The sequence below is a fragment of the Desulfomicrobium macestii genome, from assembly GCF_014873765.1.
Lineage (GTDB): Bacteria > Desulfobacterota > Desulfovibrionia > Desulfovibrionales > Desulfomicrobiaceae > Desulfomicrobium > Desulfomicrobium macestii.
The window spans coordinates 1-17,408 of the sequence record NZ_JADBGG010000005.1 but is presented as its reverse complement, the minus strand read 5'-3'; the positions used below and the strand labels follow the sequence as shown (position 1 = coordinate 17,408).

General features: G+C 59.9%; 15 protein-coding genes. 7 read left to right on the top strand and 8 right to left on the bottom strand.

Annotated elements, in window-relative coordinates:
- The first annotated feature begins 1 nt into the window (after nucleotide 1).
- The 5 genes from H4684_RS20550 (at nucleotide 2) to H4684_RS04535 (ending at nucleotide 6,407) form a co-directional block, all read left to right on the top strand.
- The gene (locus H4684_RS20550; RefSeq protein WP_225940250.1) at nucleotides 2-1,966 is read left to right on the top strand and encodes an N-acetylmuramoyl-L-alanine amidase; all 1,965 of its coding nucleotides are present in this window, start codon (nucleotides 2-4) and stop codon (nucleotides 1,964-1,966) included.
- A gap of 90 nt (nucleotides 1,967-2,056) precedes the next feature.
- Complete coding sequence (locus H4684_RS04550) at nucleotides 2,057-2,743, top strand: DUF554 domain-containing protein (RefSeq protein ID WP_192622980.1); 687 nt, start codon at nucleotides 2,057-2,059, stop codon at nucleotides 2,741-2,743.
- Between the two features lie 132 nt (nucleotides 2,744-2,875).
- The gene (locus H4684_RS04545) at nucleotides 2,876-4,774 is read left to right on the top strand and encodes an ATP-binding protein (protein WP_092190518.1); all 1,899 of its coding nucleotides are present in this window, start codon (nucleotides 2,876-2,878) and stop codon (nucleotides 4,772-4,774) included.
- Entirely contained in the window at nucleotides 4,774-5,178 is a 405-nt protein-coding gene (locus tag H4684_RS04540; protein ID WP_192622979.1) for a response regulator, read from the top strand. The genes H4684_RS04545 and H4684_RS04540 overlap by 1 nt, the downstream gene beginning before the upstream one ends.
- Nucleotides 5,175-6,407: a response regulator gene (locus H4684_RS04535; RefSeq protein WP_192622978.1), complete on the top strand. Its 1,233-nt coding sequence runs from the start codon at nucleotides 5,175-5,177 to the stop codon at nucleotides 6,405-6,407. The genes H4684_RS04540 and H4684_RS04535 overlap by 4 nt, the downstream gene beginning before the upstream one ends.
- Here the strand turns inward: H4684_RS04535 and H4684_RS04530 are convergent.
- A complete protein-coding gene (locus tag H4684_RS04530) occupies nucleotides 6,402-6,848 on the bottom strand; it encodes an arsenate reductase ArsC (protein ID WP_092190523.1) in 447 nt (148 codons plus the stop codon). The genes H4684_RS04535 and H4684_RS04530 overlap by 6 nt on opposite strands.
- 52 nt (nucleotides 6,849-6,900) lie before the next feature.
- Entirely contained in the window at nucleotides 6,901-7,248 is a 348-nt protein-coding gene (locus tag H4684_RS04525; protein WP_092190525.1) for an ArsR/SmtB family transcription factor, read from the bottom strand.
- A 242-nt stretch (nucleotides 7,249-7,490) separates the two neighbouring features.
- Between H4684_RS04525 and H4684_RS04520 the strand changes: the two genes are divergently transcribed.
- Both H4684_RS04520 and zupT read left to right on the top strand, forming a co-directional pair.
- Nucleotides 7,491-8,594 (top strand): hemolysin family protein, encoded by a 1,104-nt coding sequence (locus H4684_RS04520; RefSeq protein WP_092190898.1) that lies wholly within the window; start codon nucleotides 7,491-7,493, stop codon nucleotides 8,592-8,594.
- Between the two features lie 21 nt (nucleotides 8,595-8,615).
- Entirely contained in the window at nucleotides 8,616-9,512 is an 897-nt protein-coding gene (zupT, locus tag H4684_RS04515) for a zinc transporter ZupT (RefSeq protein ID WP_192622977.1), read from the top strand.
- Between the two features lie 164 nt (nucleotides 9,513-9,676).
- On the opposite strand, the gene H4684_RS04510 is transcribed toward zupT, so the two are convergent.
- The 6 genes from H4684_RS04510 to H4684_RS04485 form a co-directional block, all read right to left on the bottom strand.
- Nucleotides 9,677-10,630: an ABC transporter substrate-binding protein gene (locus H4684_RS04510; protein WP_092190529.1), complete on the bottom strand. Its 954-nt coding sequence runs from the start codon at nucleotides 10,628-10,630 to the stop codon at nucleotides 9,677-9,679.
- 64 nt (nucleotides 10,631-10,694) lie between these two features.
- Nucleotides 10,695-12,170 (bottom strand): betaine-aldehyde dehydrogenase, encoded by a 1,476-nt coding sequence (gene betB, locus H4684_RS04505; RefSeq protein ID WP_192622976.1) that lies wholly within the window; start codon nucleotides 12,168-12,170, stop codon nucleotides 10,695-10,697.
- A complete protein-coding gene (gene betA, locus H4684_RS04500) occupies nucleotides 12,167-13,825 on the bottom strand; it encodes a choline dehydrogenase (RefSeq protein WP_192622975.1) in 1,659 nt (552 codons plus the stop codon). Before betA ends, betB begins: the two co-directional genes overlap by 4 nt.
- A 33-nt stretch (nucleotides 13,826-13,858) precedes the next feature.
- Nucleotides 13,859-14,623 (bottom strand): FadR/GntR family transcriptional regulator, encoded by a 765-nt coding sequence (locus H4684_RS04495; protein ID WP_192622974.1) that lies wholly within the window; start codon nucleotides 14,621-14,623, stop codon nucleotides 13,859-13,861.
- Between the two features lie 166 nt (nucleotides 14,624-14,789).
- Nucleotides 14,790-15,359 (bottom strand): four helix bundle suffix domain-containing protein, encoded by a 570-nt coding sequence (locus H4684_RS04490; RefSeq protein ID WP_192622973.1) that lies wholly within the window; start codon nucleotides 15,357-15,359, stop codon nucleotides 14,790-14,792.
- Nucleotides 15,360-15,418: 59 nt separating this feature from the next.
- A complete protein-coding gene (locus H4684_RS04485) occupies nucleotides 15,419-16,765 on the bottom strand; it encodes a glutamine synthetase family protein (RefSeq protein ID WP_092190539.1) in 1,347 nt (448 codons plus the stop codon).
- Nucleotides 16,766-17,408 lie beyond the last annotated feature (643 nt).

The window sequence follows — 17,408 nt, the reverse complement described above, 5'->3', positions numbered from 1 at the left end:
GATGTCTTTACGAAAACCGCTTGGAATCGTTTTTGCCCTGGTGCTGGTGCTTGGGTTTGCCTGTGTTGCCCTGGCTTCGGCCAAGAGCGAGTACACGCGCGGGGTCACCGCCTTCAATTCATTGCTGGCCAACGAAAAAAGGGCCGGGCTGCGGGCGGAGTGGGAAGCGGTCATGAAGCCGTTTTTGCGCTCTCTTGGGGCTGATCCCAAAAGCGAGTATGCGCCCCGCTCCATGTTTTTTCTCGGCAGATGCTATGAGGAGCTGGCCCGCCGCTCTTTTTCCCGGACCGACCGGCTCAAGGCGCTCGAAGCCTACGACCGCATGCTCGCCGTTTACAAGAAGCATGGCTGGGCCGATGACGCCCTGTTCCGCATGGGGCTGGTCTGGCTGGAACAGTTCAAGGATTCCGCTCGGGCAGCCAGGGTTTTACAGGCCGTCATCGACGACTACCCCAAAGGCGACAAGGTCTCCGAGGCTCGCGAGCTCCTGGCGCGAATTCAGGGCGGTGAACCGGCAAGGCCCGAGGCGTCTGCCCAGGCGAAGCCCGAACAGACAACGCCCGAGCAGCCACAATCCGCAGGCACAAAACCAGCCGTGATTCCGAAGCAGGCCGCTGTTCCGGCGGCAAAGCTCAAGGACGGGCTGACCCTGCTTGGCATCCGCCACTGGTCCAGTCCGGACTATACCCGGGTGGTCATGGATATCACCCAGGATGCACACTATGAACGGGCGCTCGTCGAGAAGGCCAAAAACGGCAACAAGCAGTTGCAGATCACGCTGCAGCAGGCCGGTATCGCGGCCGACGTCATGCCCGTGCGCAGTATCGAGGACGGAATCCTTTCCAAGATTCAGGTTGCTCCGGATCCGGCCGGAGGAGCGCTCATCACCTTCGATCTGATGGCGATGGATCACTATCGGGTTTTTACCCTGCCTGAGCCGTACCGCGTGGTCATCGACATATACGGTGCTGCCGGTGGGACCACTCAAAAGTCCGGGGCCGTTGCCGCCGCTTCGGACGTGGAGGTGGACCATGTTCAGGCGGCACTGGCCGAGTTGCAGGCAAAACAGGCGCAACCCGCCTCCTCCAAGAAGGACGCCGCGGTAAAGCAGGCCGGCAAGATTCCGGCGACCAAGAGCACGGCCGCGAAGACCAAGCCCCCGGTTCAGGCGGCAGCCAAGGGGACTAGCCCCCCGGCTGCCAAGACGCCGGAGATCAAGGTCAGTTCGACGCAGAAAAAATATACCGGATCCCTGGTCGAACAGCTCGGGCTCAAGGTACGCACCATCATGATCGATGCCGGACATGGCGGCAAGGACCCTGGCGCAGTGGCCAACGGTCTTCATGAAAAAAAACTCAATTTGCGCATGGCCAAGATTCTGGGGGAGATGCTCAAGGAGCAGGGCTTCGAGGTGCATTATACGCGCACCGGGGACACATTCATCCCTCTGGAGGAGCGCACCGCCATGGCCAACGCCAAGAACGCGGACCTGTTCATTTCCATCCATTGCAACGCGCACAAGGATAAGACAGTCAACGGCCTTGAGGTCTACTACCTGAACCTGGCCACCGACGCACAGGCCGTGCGTGTCGCGGCCCGTGAAAACGGCGTGTCCGCCAAGAAGATAAGCGACATGCAGTTCATTCTCTCGGACCTCATGCTCAATTCCAAGATCAACGAGTCGCGGCAGATGGCGGCCCTTGTCGAAGAGGAGACTTTGCGGATCATGCGTTCCAAGTACGCTCTCTCCAGCCACGGCTCCAAGGGCGCGTTTTTCTACGTCCTGACCGGGGCGCGCATGCCATCCATTCTGGTGGAGCTCGGCTACCTGACCAATGCCAAGGAGGCGGGCAGACTCAACACGGACGCCTATCTCAAAAGCATGGCTCAAGGTCTGACGCGCGGGGTGCTGGCGTACAAAAAGAAACTGGAACGATTTGCCCTCAACTCATCGGGCAAATCCTGAGAAATCGTTTCTGGCGAGATTTTTGCCGCCCACGCTCCGTTTTGGGGTTGGGCGGTCTTTTTTTAACAATTCGCAGTGGAGTCACGTGTCATGGTTTTTCCCCTCGGTTCGGTGATCAACGCGCTGGCCATTTTGGTCGGTGGCGCTTTGGGGCTGCTTTTGCATGGCCGTTTGCCGGAAAAAATGCGGCAGGTCGTTTTTCAGGGCCTCGGGCTTTGCGTTCTGGTCATCGGCATGCAGATGGCTCTGCAGGGAAAGAACGGGCTGCTTGTGGTTCTTAGCGTCCTTATCGGCGGGGTGATGGGCGAGGCCCTGCGGCTCGAAGACCGCTTTGCGGGCCTGGCCAGCAAGCTCAAGGGTCTGGTGCGCTCAAACAACACCCGTTTCGTGGACGGCATGGTCAACGCGTCCCTGATCTACTGCATCGGTGCCATGGCCATTCTCGGCTCTTTTGACGAGGGCATTCGAGGCGATCACTCTATCCTTTTCACCAAGGCGCTTTTGGACGGATTCGCCTCCATCGCCCTGGCTTCGACCTACGGTGCGGGGGTGCTCTTTTCCGCCTTGCCGGTCCTTGTCTACCAGGGCCTTCTGACCCTTTTCGCCGGGTCCTTTCAGTCGTATTTTTCGGATTATCTCATCGCCCAGCTCACGGCCACCGGCGGGACCCTGATTCTTGGCATAGGCATCAACCTGCTGGGGCTGACGGCCATTCGCCTATCCAGCCTGCTGCCGTCCCTGGTCGTGATCGTCATCCTCTCCATCATTTTTCCGTAAGGGGCGTCCGTTCCTTCCTGGCGGAGAAGAGTTTTGCTTTTCAAAGCCTTGCCGATATGTTTAAAAAAGAAAGGTCAGAGTCGGTTTTTTCCGCTCGGGCATGTGTGGAGTCAAACTTTCAGCGGTGGGCAGATGGCGACCTCCTCAAGAATTCTTCCAACCGACGTCAGCGGTCGCCTGGGTCGCAAGCTGCTGCTCTGGATCCTTCTCGGGAGTACCGTGTTCACCGTGCTTGGAACGGTGGTGCAGCTCACTTTCGATTACCGCAACGACAGGGAAGCCATGCTTTCACAGCTGGAACAGATCCGCACATCGCGTTTGTCCAGCCTGACCAGCGCCCTGTGGCATCTGGACGAGGTGCAGATCCTGGTTCAGCTCGAAGGGGTTCTGGAGATGCGCGACATGATGTACGCCGAGGTCATCACTCCGGAAGGGATACGGTATTTTCGTGGCGCGCAGGCCGAGGAAAAGAACCTGATCGTTCGGAAGTTTCCTCTCCAGTACAGGGTGCTGGACCGCATCGACATGATCGGCACCCTCGTCGTGGCCGCCGACAAGAGCGCCTTGTGGCGCAGACTTCTGGACAAGAGCCTGGTCATCGGCATCACCCAGGGCGTGCAGATCTTCCTGGTGGCCATCCTTGTCGTTTTCATCTTTTACATGCTGGTCACGCGTCATTTGCGTCGGATGGCTCTCTACACTTCCGGACTGACCATCGACAGGCTGCAGGAGCCGCTCTTGCTGGACAAGTCCTCGTCCCGGCCCGACGAGATCGACATCGTGGTTCGCGCCTTCAACGACATGCGCGAAAACCTGCTCCGGGATATCAAGCAAAGGGAAGACGCCGAAAAGAAGCTCAAGGAGGCGGAAGGGTACATCCGCAACATTCTTGATTCGATGCCCTCGATCCTGGTCTCTGTCGATGTGGATGGACGTATCACCCAGTGGAACCAGCAGGCGGTGCTCAAAACCGGCGTTTCGGTGGAAGCTGCCATGGGCCGTCAGGTCACGGACGTATTTCCCGGGGCTCCGGTCAGCATGGAGCAGATCAGGGCTGCAGTGAACACCAACCTTCCGGTCAAGATACCCAAGGTGCCCAGGAAAAACGAAGACGTGGTGGTCGAATATGTGGATGTCACGGTCTATCCCCTGATGACCAACGACGTGCAGGGCGCGGTCATCCGTATTGACGATGCCACGGAACGGGTGCGGCTCGAAGAGATGCTCATCCAGTCGGAGAAAATGATTTCCGTAGGAGGCCTGGCTGCGGGCATGGCCCACGAGATCAACAATCCCCTGGCCGGAATTCTGCAAAACGGGCAGGTCATCAGGAACAGGATTTCCCCCGAGTTGCCCGCGAACAGGAAGCTGGCGGAAGAACTGGGCACGGACATGGAGCTGATCAGTACCTACTTCGAACGGCGTGGCTGCCTGCGTATGATGGACTCGATCATGGATTCGGGCTTGCGCGCGGCGCGGATCGTGGAGAACATGCTCTCTTTCAGCCGCAAGAACAATTTGCGCATGGCCGAGGTCGACATTCCGGCTCTCCTGGACCGCACTCTCGAGCTTGCGGCCAATGACTACGATCTCAAAAAGCAGTACGACTTTCGAAAGATCAGGATCGAGCGCGAGTACGAGGAGAATCTGCCGCTGGTCCATTGCGAGGAAAGCAAGATCCAGCAGGTCTTTTTCAACCTGATCCGCAACGGGGCCCAAGCCATGGGTTCCCAGGACCGTCCTCCCTGTTTCATCCTGCGCGTCATGGGCGCCGGCACGGAGGTTCGGATCGAGATCGAGGACAACGGGCCGGGCATGTCCGAAGAGTTGCGCAAGAGGGTTTTCGAGCCGTTTTTCACCACCAAGCGGGTGGGGGAAGGCACCGGCCTTGGCCTCTCGGTTTCCTATTTCCTGATAGTTGAAAACCATGGCGGCAGGATCGATGTGGAATCCAGCCCCGGCAAGGGTTCCGTCTTCATCATCCATCTGCCTCTCACTCCGGTGGATAAAACCATCGGCGGAGCTTCATGATGTCGGAGAACACGATCACTCAAAGCACGGTAACGGTGCTCGTTCTGGACGACGAACCGAACATTCGGGAGAGTCTGGCCGAGTACCTGATGGACTGCGGTTTTGGCACGTTGACGGCCGAGAGCGCGGAGGACGCCCTTGAACTTCCCGAGCTTGGCGACGTCGCGGTGGCTGTGGTGGACATCCGTCTTGGAGGCATTGACGGTCTGGAGTTCATCAAGAGGCTGCACGTCCTGCATCCTTCGGTGCGCTGTCTGATCCATACAGGCTCCACGGATTTTCAGCTGGACAATGAATTGCGGGCCATCGGCCTGACGGAGCGCGAGGTGCTTTTCAAGCCGGTCCTGGATATGGGCATTTTCGAGACCCTTATTCTGGAAAAGGTCGCGGAGGGCAGGTCATGAACCAAGATGGGAGGCCCGTGGTCCTGACCATCGACGACGATCAGGCGGTGCGCGAAAGTCTGGCTAATTTTCTTGAGGACTTCGGATACGGCGTGCTGCAGGCCGGGGACGGTCAGCAGGGCCTGGAAGTCTTTGCGGCCAACCGGCCCGATCTGATCCTGGTGGATCTGCGCATGCCGCGCATGGACGGATTGCAGGTTCTGGCCAAGGTGCGGGAGCTCTCCCCGCAGACGCCCATCATGGTGGTTTCCGGGGCCGGAGACATCCGCGACGTGGTCGAGGCATTGCGGCGCGGCGCCTGGGATTATCTGGTCAAGCCCATCCAGGACATGAATATCCTCCTGCATTCCGTGGAGACTTGCCTTGAGCGGGCCAGGCTGCAGCGTCAGAACCGGGAGTACCAGCAGAGTCTTGAGGAATCCCTTGAAAAATTGCACCGCACCCAGAAGGAGATGATCCAGTCGGCCAAAATGGCGGCTCTGGGCGATCTGGTGGCAGGGGTGGCCCATGAGGTGAACACGCCCATCGGGGTGAGCGTCACGGCGGCGTCCTTTCTGTCCGAACGGACGCGGCAGTTGCGGGAGCTATACGAGAAGGGGGATATGAAGCGTTCGGATCTGGAGAAGTACCTGGCCCTGGCCGAGGAATCTTCCGGATCGGTGCTTTCCAATCTGGAGCGGGCCGCTGAGCTGGTGCAGAGCTTCAAGAAGGTCGCCGCGGATCAGAGTTCCGAAGAGAAGCGCGCCTTCGAGATGAAGAATTATCTGGAACAGATTCTCCTGAGCCTGCGGCCTCAGTTCAAGCGCACCCCGCATCAGGTGCGAATGCAGTGCCCCGATGACCTGATCCTTGATTCCTACCCCGGGGCGATCATGCAGATCATGACCAACCTGATCATGAACTCGCTTATCCACGGTTTCGCGGACGGACGGCCCGGGGAGATATCCATCAATGTGGAGTCTGCTGGCGAAAAAGTTTTGCTGACCTATCGCGATACGGGCATGGGCATGGACCGTGAGCAAAAGGAGCGGATCTACGATCCGTTTTACACCACCACGCGCGGATCTGGAGGAACGGGTCTGGGCATGAACATTGTCTACAATCTGGTCACCCAGACCTTGAGAGGGTCCATCCTGCTGGAGACCAGCCCCGGGCAGGGCGTCGTATTCATGCCGACTTTGCCCAAGGATCCGGACAGAGCCGCTGCCTTGTCCGAAACCCCGTCATAGGTCGTTTGTTCCGGCTTGCTCCGCGTCCAGGGTTTGCGGCAATCCGGCCACGAAATCCCGGATTTCGTCGCGTACCCTCCGGTAGACCGCCAGGATCTCATCTTCATTCGTCATTTCCGCGCACAGGCTCGGAGGATCGTCAAAGCCCCGGTGCACACGCCTGACCTGTCCTGGAAAGAAGGGGCAGGTTTCATTTGCATGTCCGCACAACGTGACCACCACCTCGAAATTTTGGTCCGGCAGTTCGTCCAGGGTTTTGGATGAATGCCCGCTCATGTCCACTCCGGCCTCTTCCATGACGCGCACGGCATGGGGGTTCATGCCGTGGCGCTTGATGCCCGCGGAACAGGCCTCCACTTGTCCTTTCTTCAAGTGCTTGGCCCAGCCTTCGGCCATCTGGCTGCGGCATGAATTGCCTGTGCATAAAAAGAGAATTTTCACAGATAGCTCACTGGTTGGCGAATTGGTCAGGACATGGAGGAGTTATGATGTCTCAGTCACAGGATTGTGACGATTTGGTTGCAAGAAAGTCAAAATATCGCCGGTCGTCCTCAAGGCAGACGGGGTGTGTCACGATATGCGTCGTGAGGGCCTCGGCGACCGAGGATTGCAGGGATGGCTCGGAGCCTAGGAGTTGGTAGTAAACCCATTTTCCGCTGCGGCGTGCCTTGACCCAACCGGCGTTCTTCAGAAACGCCAGATGCCTTGAGACCTTGGACTGCGGCGTTTGCAGGGCTTCCGTCAGATCGCACACGCAGAGTTCGCCGTGTCGGAGCAGGCTGACGATGCGCAGTCGGGTGGGATCGGACAGGGCTTTGAGTGTTTCGGCTATTTTTTCCATGTCCGCAACATATCCGCATGGGCAAATATGTCAAGTGTTCAAAATCGCTTGTGCCGCCTCCACATTCCGGGGTAATTGCAAGAACTTACGGATCCGGATGGATTCAAAAATGTCGCATGAATCAAGGAGGAGGATTTGCTCACACATTCTTGCAGGTTGCCTCAAGGCATGTTCCGGGCGCATTTCTCGCGGTCGCGGCAGCCGCTTGCGGCGAAACGCATCGCGCCGGAGGAATCCAGATCATGAGCGCGGATCTTCTGTTGCTTGTCCTCGTTGTCTTTCTGGCGCTGGGCTTTTCTTTTCTTTGCTCCGTGGCCGAGGCCGTGCTCTTGAGCATCACCCCGTCCTACATCGCGAGTCTTCGGGAAAAGAATCCGGGGCGAGCGGACGTTCTGACGCAGCTTCGCCTCGACAAGGTGGACCAGTCCCTGTCCGCGATTCTGACGCTGAACACCATCGCCCACACCGTGGGCGCCATAGTGGCCGGGGCGCAGGCGCTTGTGGTTTTCGGCAATGCGTGGATCGGCCTTTTTTCGGCGGTGATGACGCTGCTCATCCTGTTTTTGTCCGAGATCGTGCCCAAGACCATCGGCGCGATTTACTGGCAGTCGTTGACCGGAATGACGGCATATTTCGTCAGCGCGTTGATCAGGATTCTCTTTCCCCTGGTCTGGCTCTCCAACGGGCTGACCAAGCTGATCTCCCGGGGAAAAAGGGAGCATGTCTTCAGTCGCGACGAATTCATCGCCATGGCCGGCATCGGAGAGCAGTCGGGACATCTGGAGGAGCATGAGTCACGGATCATCCGCAACATTTTCCGTTTCGGTTCCGTGGCAATCACCGCCGTGATGACTCCTCGCACGGTCATGACGGCCCTTCAGCAGGACATGAGCATCGCGGACTCCCTGCCCTTTGTCACCAAGACTCCGTTTTCCAGGTTGCCTGTCTACGGCGCGGATCTGGATGACATCACCGGTCTTGTGCTCAAGGACGAGGTGCTGATCTGCATGTCCAAGGGGGGCTGTGAGGGTTCTCTGGAATCATTGAAACGTCCGATACTGTCGGTGCCCGACAGTCTCTCTCTTTCCGATCTGCTGGAATTCTTTCTCGACAAGCGTCAGCATTTGGCCATTGTCTTGGACGAATATGGTGGAACCCGGGGGGTGGTGACGCTGGAGGATGTGGTTGAGACCCTCTTTGGGATGGAAATCGTGGATGAAATGGACAGCGTGGCCGACATGCAGGCCCTGGCCCGGCAGCAGTGGGAAAAAAGAGCTCGCTCGTTGGGCATTTTCGAACAGGAACAGGACCAGGAAATTGAGTCCGAGAAACATATCCGCCCGTGACGCAGCAAGGAGTTCTCGCCCATGAATGACGTATGGTTTGCCCTGGCTCTGACCACGTTTGCGGGCCTGGCCACGGGAATAGGCAGCATCATAGCCTTTACCGCCAAGCTTTCCAGCTACCGTTTTCTGTCCGTGGCCACGGGGTTTTCGGCGGGAGTCATGCTCTATGTCTCCTTTGTGGAAATATTCTTCAAGGGGCAGGAATCCCTGGTGAACCATTACGGGGATCCTCTTGGATATTGGGTCAACGTGGGGTCGTTTTTCGGGGGCATGCTCCTCATAGGACTCATCGACAACCTCATCCCCGAAGAGACCAATCCGCATGAGATTCCTTCCGAAGCCGAGGCTGACCGGCTGCATGGCAAGGTCGCAACCCTTTTGAACATCGGGGAAAACAGCTGCGGTCCGGCCAAGACTCCGTTCAAGCCTCAGCCCGGCCATGAAAAAAAGCTCATGCGCATGGGGCTTTTCACCGCGCTGGCCATCGGAATCCACAATTTTCCCGAAGGACTGGCCACTTTTCTGGCCGCCCTCGATGACCCAAGCCTTGGTGTCGCCATCGCCATCGCCATTGCCCTGCACAATATTCCGGAGGGCGTGAGCGTGTCCGTGCCCATCTACTACGCCACAGGGAAGCGCAGGACGGCATTCTTCTATTCCTTCCTGAGCGGCCTGGCCGAACCGATCGGGGCGGGCATCGCCTATCTCGGCATCCTCTATTTTGCCGGGGGGCCGGACGGAGTTCTGCCGCCGCAGCTCATGGGCATCCTTTTTGGAGGGGTGGCCGGGATCATGGTCTACATCAGCCTCGACGAACTCCTGCCGACCAGCCAGGCCTACGGGGAAGGCCATGACAGCCTCTTCGGACTGGTGGGCGGCATGGCGGTCATGGCGCTCAGCCTTTTGCTGATGCGCTAACAGCTAAGTCGCGGGATATTTGGGAAGCATTTGAAGCGCTGGAAGATGACGGTAGCCTGACGCGGCGTGACGACGGGTAACGGCGCAAAATAGTCTGGAATGAAGCGTGGCAAGTCGGTCCCAGGCATCCAATGATGGCCGGGACCGGCTTGCCACGCTTGCGTTCACTTCCTGGCTTCAAGAACGGTCATGAAGGCGGCAAGTCCTGGCTTGCCGTCCTTGGTGGTGACGCCTTCAAGCCATTTGGGCGCCATTTCGGGATGGGCCGCCACCCAGTCGAGAGCGGCGTCGCGGGCCTTCATCTCGGGGCTTTCGTGCATGGTGACCATGATCGAGTTCATCATGCCGACCGGGACGACGTAGTTTTTGAGAAAGCGGGCCACGTTCGGCATGTCCTCGGGGAGACCCTTGCGCACGTTGGTGTAGACCGTGGCCGTGCCGTCGTCGGGACCGAAGGTCTCATCCGTGCTGCCCGTCAGGTAGCGCATGTCGATCTTCTCGTTCATGCTGTGCGGGGACCAGCCCAGAAAAATGATCCATTTCTTTTCGCGCATGAAGGACTGCACCTGCGCCAGCATGCCGGATTCACTGGATGCGACCAGCTCGAACTTGCCAAGGCCGAACATGTTCGTGTCGATCATGGACTGGATGATGTCGTTGCCGTCGTTTCCTTCCTCGATGCCGTAGATCTTCCATTCCAGTTTGTCGCCGTATTTGGCGATGTCCTTGAAATCCTTGATTCCTCCGTCCACGACATAGGCCGGAGCGGCCAGGGTGTATTTCGCCCCGGTCATGTTCGGCACGAGCTGGATCACGTTGCCGGAGTCGAAATGCGGCCGGGCCACGCTTTCCATGGACGGCATCCAGTTGCCAAGGAACACGTCGGCTTCGCCGGTGGCCAGGGCCTGATAGCAGATGGGCAGGGATGTCATCATGTTGGAGGAGGAGTAGCCGAGGCTCTGCAGGATGGCCACGGCCAGTTCGCTGGTAACGGTGACGTCGGTCCAGCCGACGCTGGTGATGCGTACATCGTCGCGACTCGCCTGAGCCGGGGCGGTGAAGAGGGCCAGAAGCAGGACAAGGACGGGGATGGTTTTTTTGAGTGTGGCGATGGTCATGGATACTCCCTTGTTGAGATGAAAGGGTCGCTGATGCGGGGCCGGGACATCCCGGCCCTGCGTGCTACACGCCGAACCAGCGGATCGGGCGTGCGTTGTGGTTCTGGAAAATGTGTTTGACTTCCGTGTATTCCTCAAGGCCCATGCGGCCGAGCTCCCGGCCCAGGCCGGACTGCTTGTATCCGCCCCAGGGCGCTTGGGTGAAATAGACGTTGAAGTCGTTGACCCAGACCGTGCCGAAGCGCAGGCCCGCCGACATGCGCCGCATACGGTCGGGGTCGCGGGTCCAGAATCCGGCGGACAGGCCGTAGATGGTGTTGTTGGCCCGGGCAAGGGCCTCGTCTTCGGTGCTGAAGCGCTCCACGGTGATGACCGGTCCGAAGACCTCCTCCTGCACGATGCGCATGTCGTTTGCGCACTCCGTGAACAGGGTCGGTTCCACGAAAAAGCCATTGGCCAGGGCCGGATCGGCCGGACGCTTTCCGCCCAGCCTCAGCCGGGCCCCTTCCTCGCGGGCGATGCCGATATAGCTTTCCACCTTGTCGCGGTGCGCGGCCGAGATGAGCGGCCCCATCTGGGTGCCGTCCGTCATGCCGTCTCCCAAGCGGATCTTGGCCATGCGGTCTGCAAGGGCCTCAACCATGCGGTCGTGGATGCCCTCCTGCAGCATGACTCGGGCTCCGGCGGAACAGATCTGTCCGGCGTGGAAGAACACGCCGTTCAGAATGTAGTCCAGGGCCGTGTCGAAGTCGGCGTCGTCGAAGATGATGTTCGGATTCTTGCCGCCAAGCTCAAGGGCGACCTTTTTCACGTTTGCCGCCGCCGCGCGCATGATGGTCTTGCCGGTCTCGATGCCGCCGGTGAAGGAGATGAGGTCCACATCGGGGTTCTCGGCCAGTTCCGCGCCCACCGTGGCGCCGGGCCCGAGAACCAGATTGACCACGCCCTCCGGAAATCCGGCCTCCGCGCACAGTTCGGTGACTTTTATGCTGGTCAGGGGCGTGATTTCACTTGGCTTCATGACCACGGTGCACCCGGCGGCCAGCGCCGGAGCAAGCTTCCAGGCGGCCTGCAGCAGGGGATAGTTCCAGGGCGAGATCTGGCCGCAGACCCCCACGGGCTCGCGAACCACGATGCTCGTGGAATCCGGGACCGGGGACGCGATGACCTCGCCCCCGTCCTTGTCCGCAAGCCCAGAGTAGTAGCGGAAGATGCCCGCGATGTCGGCCATGTCCCAGCGGCTCTCCTCCAGGGTTTTGCCCGTGTTCAGGGTCTCAAGCCTGGCCAGTTCCTCGGTGTCGCGTTCGATCAGGTCCGCCAGGAGCAGCAGCTTGCGCCCGCGCTCCGGTCCGGTGGTCCTCGACCACGGGCCACGGTCGAAGGCGCGCCGCGCCGCATCGATGGCGTCACGGGCATCCGCGCGCCCCCCTTCCGAGACGGTCGCGATGACGCCCTGGTCGAAAGGGTTGATGATGTCCCGTGTGGTCGTCGATTGGGCGCGGGTCCAGAGGCCGTCTATGTGCATCATTTTTTCGGTCATTTCTTCTCCTTGGCCGAGGCCTTGCCTCCGTGGCGGTAGAAGGGGGCGGTGTCGGGCGCCAGCGGCGTGTTGCCGAGGATCATGTCCGCCGCCTTCTCGGCGATCATCATCACCGGGGCGTAAATGTTGCCGTTGGTCACGTAGGGCATGATTGAGGCGTCGACCACGCGCAGTCCCTGCACGCCATGTACGCGCAGCTCGTTGTCGACCACGGCCATGTCATCGTAGCCCATCTTGCAGGTGCAGCTCGGATGATAGGCGCTCTCGCCTTCGCGGGCCACGAAATCGAGGATCTCCTCGTCGGTCTGTACGTCCTCGCCCGGAGCCAGTTCCCGTCCGCGCAAGCTGTCGAAGGCGGGCTGGGTCATGATCTTGCGGGTCAGGCGGATGGCGTCGACCCAGTCTTTGCGCTCCTGTTCCGTGGACAGGTAGTTGAACAGGATGGACGGGTATTCCTTGGGATCAGCGCTTTTGATCTTCACACGGCCGCGCACGTCGGTGTTCATGGGTCCGACGTGAACCTGATAGCCATGGCCCTCGTTGGGAGATGAGCCGTCGTAGCGGATGGCGATGGGCAGGAAGTGATACTGGATGTTCGGGTATTCGACCTGATCGTTGCCGCGAATGAAGCCGCCGGCCTCGAAATGGTTGGTGGCCGCCTCGCCGGTCTGGCCGAAGAGCCATTTCAGGCCGATCCAGGGTTGATTCCACCACTGGAGGGCCGGGAACATGCTGACGGGCTTGGTGCAGGCGTACTGCACATAGAGCTCCAGGTGGTCCTGCAGGTTCTCGCCAACGCCGGGCAGGTCGTGGACCACGGGGATGCCCAGTTCGCGCAGCTGAGCCCCGTTGCCGATGCCGGAGAGCTGCAGGAGCTGCGGGGAATTGATGGCCCCGCCGCAGCTGATGATCTCACCGCCGTTGACGCGGTGCATGCGGCCCAGGCGCTCGTATTCGACGCCCACGGCGCGGGTGCCTTCAAAGAGGATGCGATGGGCCGTGGCCTTGCACTTGACGGTCAGATTGCGCCTGCTCTTGACGGGATGGACGTAGGCCCTGGCGGCGTTCCAGCGTCGGCCGCGATAGGTGGTGCGGTCGAACTTGCCGAAGCCTTCCTGCTGGTAGCCATTGACGTCGGTCAGAGGATACCCGGCTTCCTGCACGGCCTGGAAAAAGGCGTCGAAGAGCGGGTTGTCGCAATCCGGGCTGGTCAGATACAGGGGGCCCGCGCCGCCCTGATATTCGTCCGTGCCCTTGAGCCGGTATTCGAAGCGCTTGAAGTAGGGCAGGCAGCGGGCGTAATCCCAGTTCTCAAGGCCCTTTTCGCGCGCCCATTTTTCGAAGTCCATGGCATTGCCGCGAATGTGGATCATGCCGTTGATGCAGCTTGACCCGCCGAGCACCTTGCCGCGCGGCTGATAGATGCGCCGGTTGTGCATGTGCGGTTCCGGCTCGGATTCGTACCACCAGTTGTAGGTCTTTCCGGCCAGGGGATAGGTCAGGGCAGCGGGCATGTGGATGCGGAAATCAAGGCGAAAGTCGGGCAGGCCCGCTTCGAGGACCAGGACGCTGGTTTTGGGATTGGCGCTCAAACGGTTGGCCAGGACGCTGCCGGCGGAACCGCCACCGACAATGATGTAATCATAGAACTTCATGTAATATCCTTATAAGATGAGGGTTGCCCCGCTTTAGGAATCGTCGGGCGAAACACGGGGGGAGGAAGACGCCGCTGCGCGCTCGTTCAGGCAGGACCTGAGCATCGCGTAATGGTAGCCGATGAGGCTTCTGGCGCGCAGGGGGTCGTTTTCAGCAATGGCGCGGGCGGTCTCGGCCCAGTTGGCGGCGGTGCGCTCGCGGTACATTGGCGTGTCGTAAAGGGTGTAGTCATGGGAGCTGAAGCCGCGTTGCAGCGCCTGCATGATCCACTCGAAAATCGGGTTGGCGGCCATGCCGGCCAGAGTCAGGTTCAGGTCCCGGTCCAGATGCCCGATCCTGTCGGCGTCGTGCTCGTCCTGCCGCAGGCAGGCCTCGAACTCTTCGGCCATGGCCACCAGGGTCCGCTTGGCTTCGGCCGAGCCCCGGGCAATGGCCAGCAGGACCAGGGTCTGATCCACGCTCTCGCGAAATTCGATGAGGGCCGAAGGCGCGACATCGTGCTGCTTGAGAAAGAGGGCCAAGGACTCCCCGATGCTGACCATGCCGACCTTGCACACATAGGCTCCGCCCTTGACTCCCTTGCGGATGTCCAGGAGCCCTTTTTGCTTGAGCGCCCGCAGGGCCTCGCGGATTGCGCCGCGTCCGGTGCCGAACTGTTGCTGCATCTCGCGTTCGCTGGGCAGGCGCTCTTCGGGCGCCAGTCGCCCGGCCAGGATGGCAGCTTCGATCTGCAAAGCGACGTCTTCGCTGGCGCGTCCGGCCTTGGCCGGAAAGAAGAGGGGTTCAGAGGTGGTCATTGGTAGTACCTTTTGGTGATATTTTGCGCAAAAACGGGTAAAAAATGGCGTTGAAGAGCTTTTTACTCGCAAATGGTAGGACCTTTCTGCCCAAGTAAGGCTCAGGTGTCAACCCGGTTGGTGGAAAAAGAGGGAAAAGGTCGGACCATTTGGTCCGCAGGACGGGTTAAAAGCCGTTTTCGGATTGGCCAATGCGGTTCTTGAGACGGGCGCGGGTCATGCGTTCGGACAGGCCCCCGTCTTCGACGAAGGCTTTTTCGAGCTGCCTGATTTGGCGGTCGAGCAGGTAGTTGGTCTGGTGGATGAGGCAGACGAGGATGTTGGCGACGGTTTCGGGCGGGCGGGTTTGAATATAGGACCTATAGGTCTCATAGGACGTATTTTTTTGGCTGCCGAGTTTGCGGACGTACAGGGCCTGTTCGCTGGACTTATGCCAGAGCGTTTGTCCGCGTATGCGCAAGTAGTCGCGGTAGTCTTCGAGCAGTTCTTCCAGGCTGGCGCGGGCAACATTGATCAGCTTGATCTCGCTTTTCTTCGAAGTCGCCGAGGCCATGCAGCCTTCGATGATGTTCTGCTTGCCCGACCGCGCCGCTTGGACCATCTGGTCCACGGTGCGGTCCCGCCTGTGCATGAACCGCTCACAGAAGCACACCGTGCCGTCATAGACAATGACAGCCTTGCGGTAGGAAAGAAGCTCTTCGTAGGCGCCGTGTTTGGAAATAAAGTGCTGCGTCATGGCGCAGCATTCTTACTATGGGTCCTATAGGTCGTATATGACCTATAGGACCCATTTTCTTACAAGCGAGGTAAGTACTTTTCCAACTCGTAATTCGTCACCTGCGAGCGGTACTGATCCCATTCGATGTGTTTGTTTTCCACGAACTTGGTGAAGATGTGCTCGCCCAGGGCTTCGCGGATCAGGGTGCTGCCTTCCAGGGCCTCGAGGGCCGTCTCCAGGCTGCCGGGGAGGCTGCCGATGCCGCGGTCCCTGCGCTGGCCCGCCGTCATGACGTAGATGTCCTCTTCCACGGGCGCCGGCAGCGTGTAGTTTTCCTCGATGCCCTTGAGACCGGCGGCGAGCATGCAGGCAAAGGTCAGGTACGGGTTGCAGGCCGGGTCCGGAGATCGCAGCTCCACACGGGTGGCGGCTTCCTTGCCGGGCTTGTACATGGGCACGCGGACCAGAGTGGAGCGGTTGCGCCGGGCCCATGCGATGTTGGTCGGGGCCTCGAAGCCGGGCACGAGGCGCTTGTAGGAGTTGACCCACTGGTTGGTGATGGCCGTGAACTCCCTGCAGTGCGTGAGCAGTCCCGCGATATAGGCCTTGGCCTCACGGCTCAGGTGATGATCTCCGTCGGCATCGTAGAAAAGATTGCGTCCGTTTTTGAACAGTGACTGATGCACGTGCATGCCGCTGCCGTTTTCGCCGTATAGAGGCTTTGGCATGAAGGAGGCGTAGCAACCGTTCTGGCGCGCGATTTCCTTGACCACCACGCGGTAGGTGATGGCCGTGTCCGCCATCTTGAGGGCGTCGGCGTAGCGCAGGGCCAGTTCGTGCTGGCTGGGCGCGACCTCGTGATGCCCGTATTCAACGGGAATGCCCATGGAACGCAGGCAGGATATGATCTCGCGGCGGATGTCCCCGGCCAGATCCAGGGGCGGGGCGTCGAAATAGCCGCCCGCGTCGAGAGGCTTGGGAGACGTCGAGCTCTCGAACAGAAAGAATTCCAGTTCCGGGCCGACATAGAAGGAATAGCCCTTGCTCGCCGCGGCCTGCAGGTTCCGTTTCAGGCAATGACGGCTGTCTCCGGCAAAGGGGGTGCCGTTTGGTTCCAGGATGTCGCAGAACATGCGCGCGATGGGTGCGGCTGTCTGCCGCCAGGTGACCAGCTGAAAGGTAGCCGGGTCCGGGATGGCGATCATGTCGCTTTCTTCAATTCTGCAAAATCCTTCCAGGGAGGAGCCGTCGAAACCCATGCCCTCCTCGAAGGCCGCCTCCAGTTCGCCGGGCAGGACCTGGAAGCTTTTCAAGGTTCCAAGCACATCCACGAACCAGAACTGGACCAATTCGATCCTGTGTTCACGCACGGCTTTGACGACATCGTCGGAATTCTTGCAGTTGAAGATGGGAAATTCGGGCATGGGTGTTCCTCCGCGACATGGTGTTTGACTGCGCGGAACCTAGCAAAGAGAGGGGCGCTTGTCTTGTTTTTGGCGGTGATTTGCAAAATTGGAAAATCGTTGCGTGGTGGCGCGAGGTGTTTTGCAATGCGATACGTTGTGTGGGTGCGGTGTGTTTGCCAAGACGACACGTTGTAGGGGCAGGCCTGCGTGCCTGCCCTCTTCGTTCCGCCCCTGTCCGATTTCAGGACCTGGGGTGCAGGGGCGGCCACGTAGGGCAGAAGAAAGGCGGCCACGCAGGGCCGCCCCTACGGTGTGTGGATTGTTGGAAATGGGTAAACCGTGGCGTTTGATCGTTGTAGGGGCAGGCCTGCGTGCCTGCCCTCTTCGTTCCGCCCCTGTCCGATTTCAGGACCTGGGGTGCCAGGGTGGCCACGTAGGGCGAAGAAGGGTGCCCACGCAGGGCGAAGAAGGGCGGCCACGCAGGGCCGCCCCTACGGTGTGTGGATTGTTGGAAATGGGTAAATCATGACGTTCGATTGGCGTAGGGGCAGGCCTGCGTGCCTGCCCTCTTCGTTCCGCCCCGGTCCGATTTCAGGACCTGGGGTGCCAGGGTGGTCACGCAGGGCGAAGAAGGGCGGCCACGCAGGGCCGCCCCTACGGT

Excerpts from the sequence above, each read along its gene's own strand:
- H4684_RS04510 (WP_092190529.1), bottom strand. The coding sequence starts at position 10,630 with ATGACCATCGCCACACTCAAAAAAACCATCCCCGTCCTTGTCCTGCTT.
- H4684_RS04540 (WP_192622979.1), top strand. The coding sequence starts at position 4,774 with ATGTCGGAGAACACGATCACTCAAAGCACGGTAACGGTGCTCGTTCTG.
- H4684_RS04495 (WP_192622974.1), bottom strand. The coding sequence starts at position 14,623 with ATGACCACCTCTGAACCCCTCTTCTTTCCGGCCAAGGCCGGACGCGCC.
- betA (WP_192622975.1), bottom strand. The coding sequence starts at position 13,825 with ATGAAGTTCTATGATTACATCATTGTCGGTGGCGGTTCCGCCGGCAGC.
- zupT (WP_192622977.1), top strand. The coding sequence starts at position 8,616 with ATGAATGACGTATGGTTTGCCCTGGCTCTGACCACGTTTGCGGGCCTG.
- H4684_RS04490 (WP_192622973.1), bottom strand. The coding sequence starts at position 15,359 with ATGACGCAGCACTTTATTTCCAAACACGGCGCCTACGAAGAGCTTCTT.
- betB (WP_192622976.1), bottom strand. The coding sequence starts at position 12,170 with ATGACCGAAAAAATGATGCACATAGACGGCCTCTGGACCCGCGCCCAA.
- H4684_RS04525 (WP_092190525.1), bottom strand. The coding sequence starts at position 7,248 with ATGGAAAAAATAGCCGAAACACTCAAAGCCCTGTCCGATCCCACCCGA.
- H4684_RS04520 (WP_092190898.1), top strand. The coding sequence starts at position 7,491 with ATGAGCGCGGATCTTCTGTTGCTTGTCCTCGTTGTCTTTCTGGCGCTG.
- H4684_RS20550 (WP_225940250.1), top strand. The coding sequence starts at position 2 with ATGTCTTTACGAAAACCGCTTGGAATCGTTTTTGCCCTGGTGCTGGTG.
- H4684_RS04550 (WP_192622980.1), top strand. The coding sequence starts at position 2,057 with ATGGTTTTTCCCCTCGGTTCGGTGATCAACGCGCTGGCCATTTTGGTC.
- H4684_RS04535 (WP_192622978.1), top strand. The coding sequence starts at position 5,175 with ATGAACCAAGATGGGAGGCCCGTGGTCCTGACCATCGACGACGATCAG.
- H4684_RS04485 (WP_092190539.1), bottom strand. The coding sequence starts at position 16,765 with ATGCCCGAATTTCCCATCTTCAACTGCAAGAATTCCGACGATGTCGTC.
- H4684_RS04545 (WP_092190518.1), top strand. The coding sequence starts at position 2,876 with ATGGCGACCTCCTCAAGAATTCTTCCAACCGACGTCAGCGGTCGCCTG.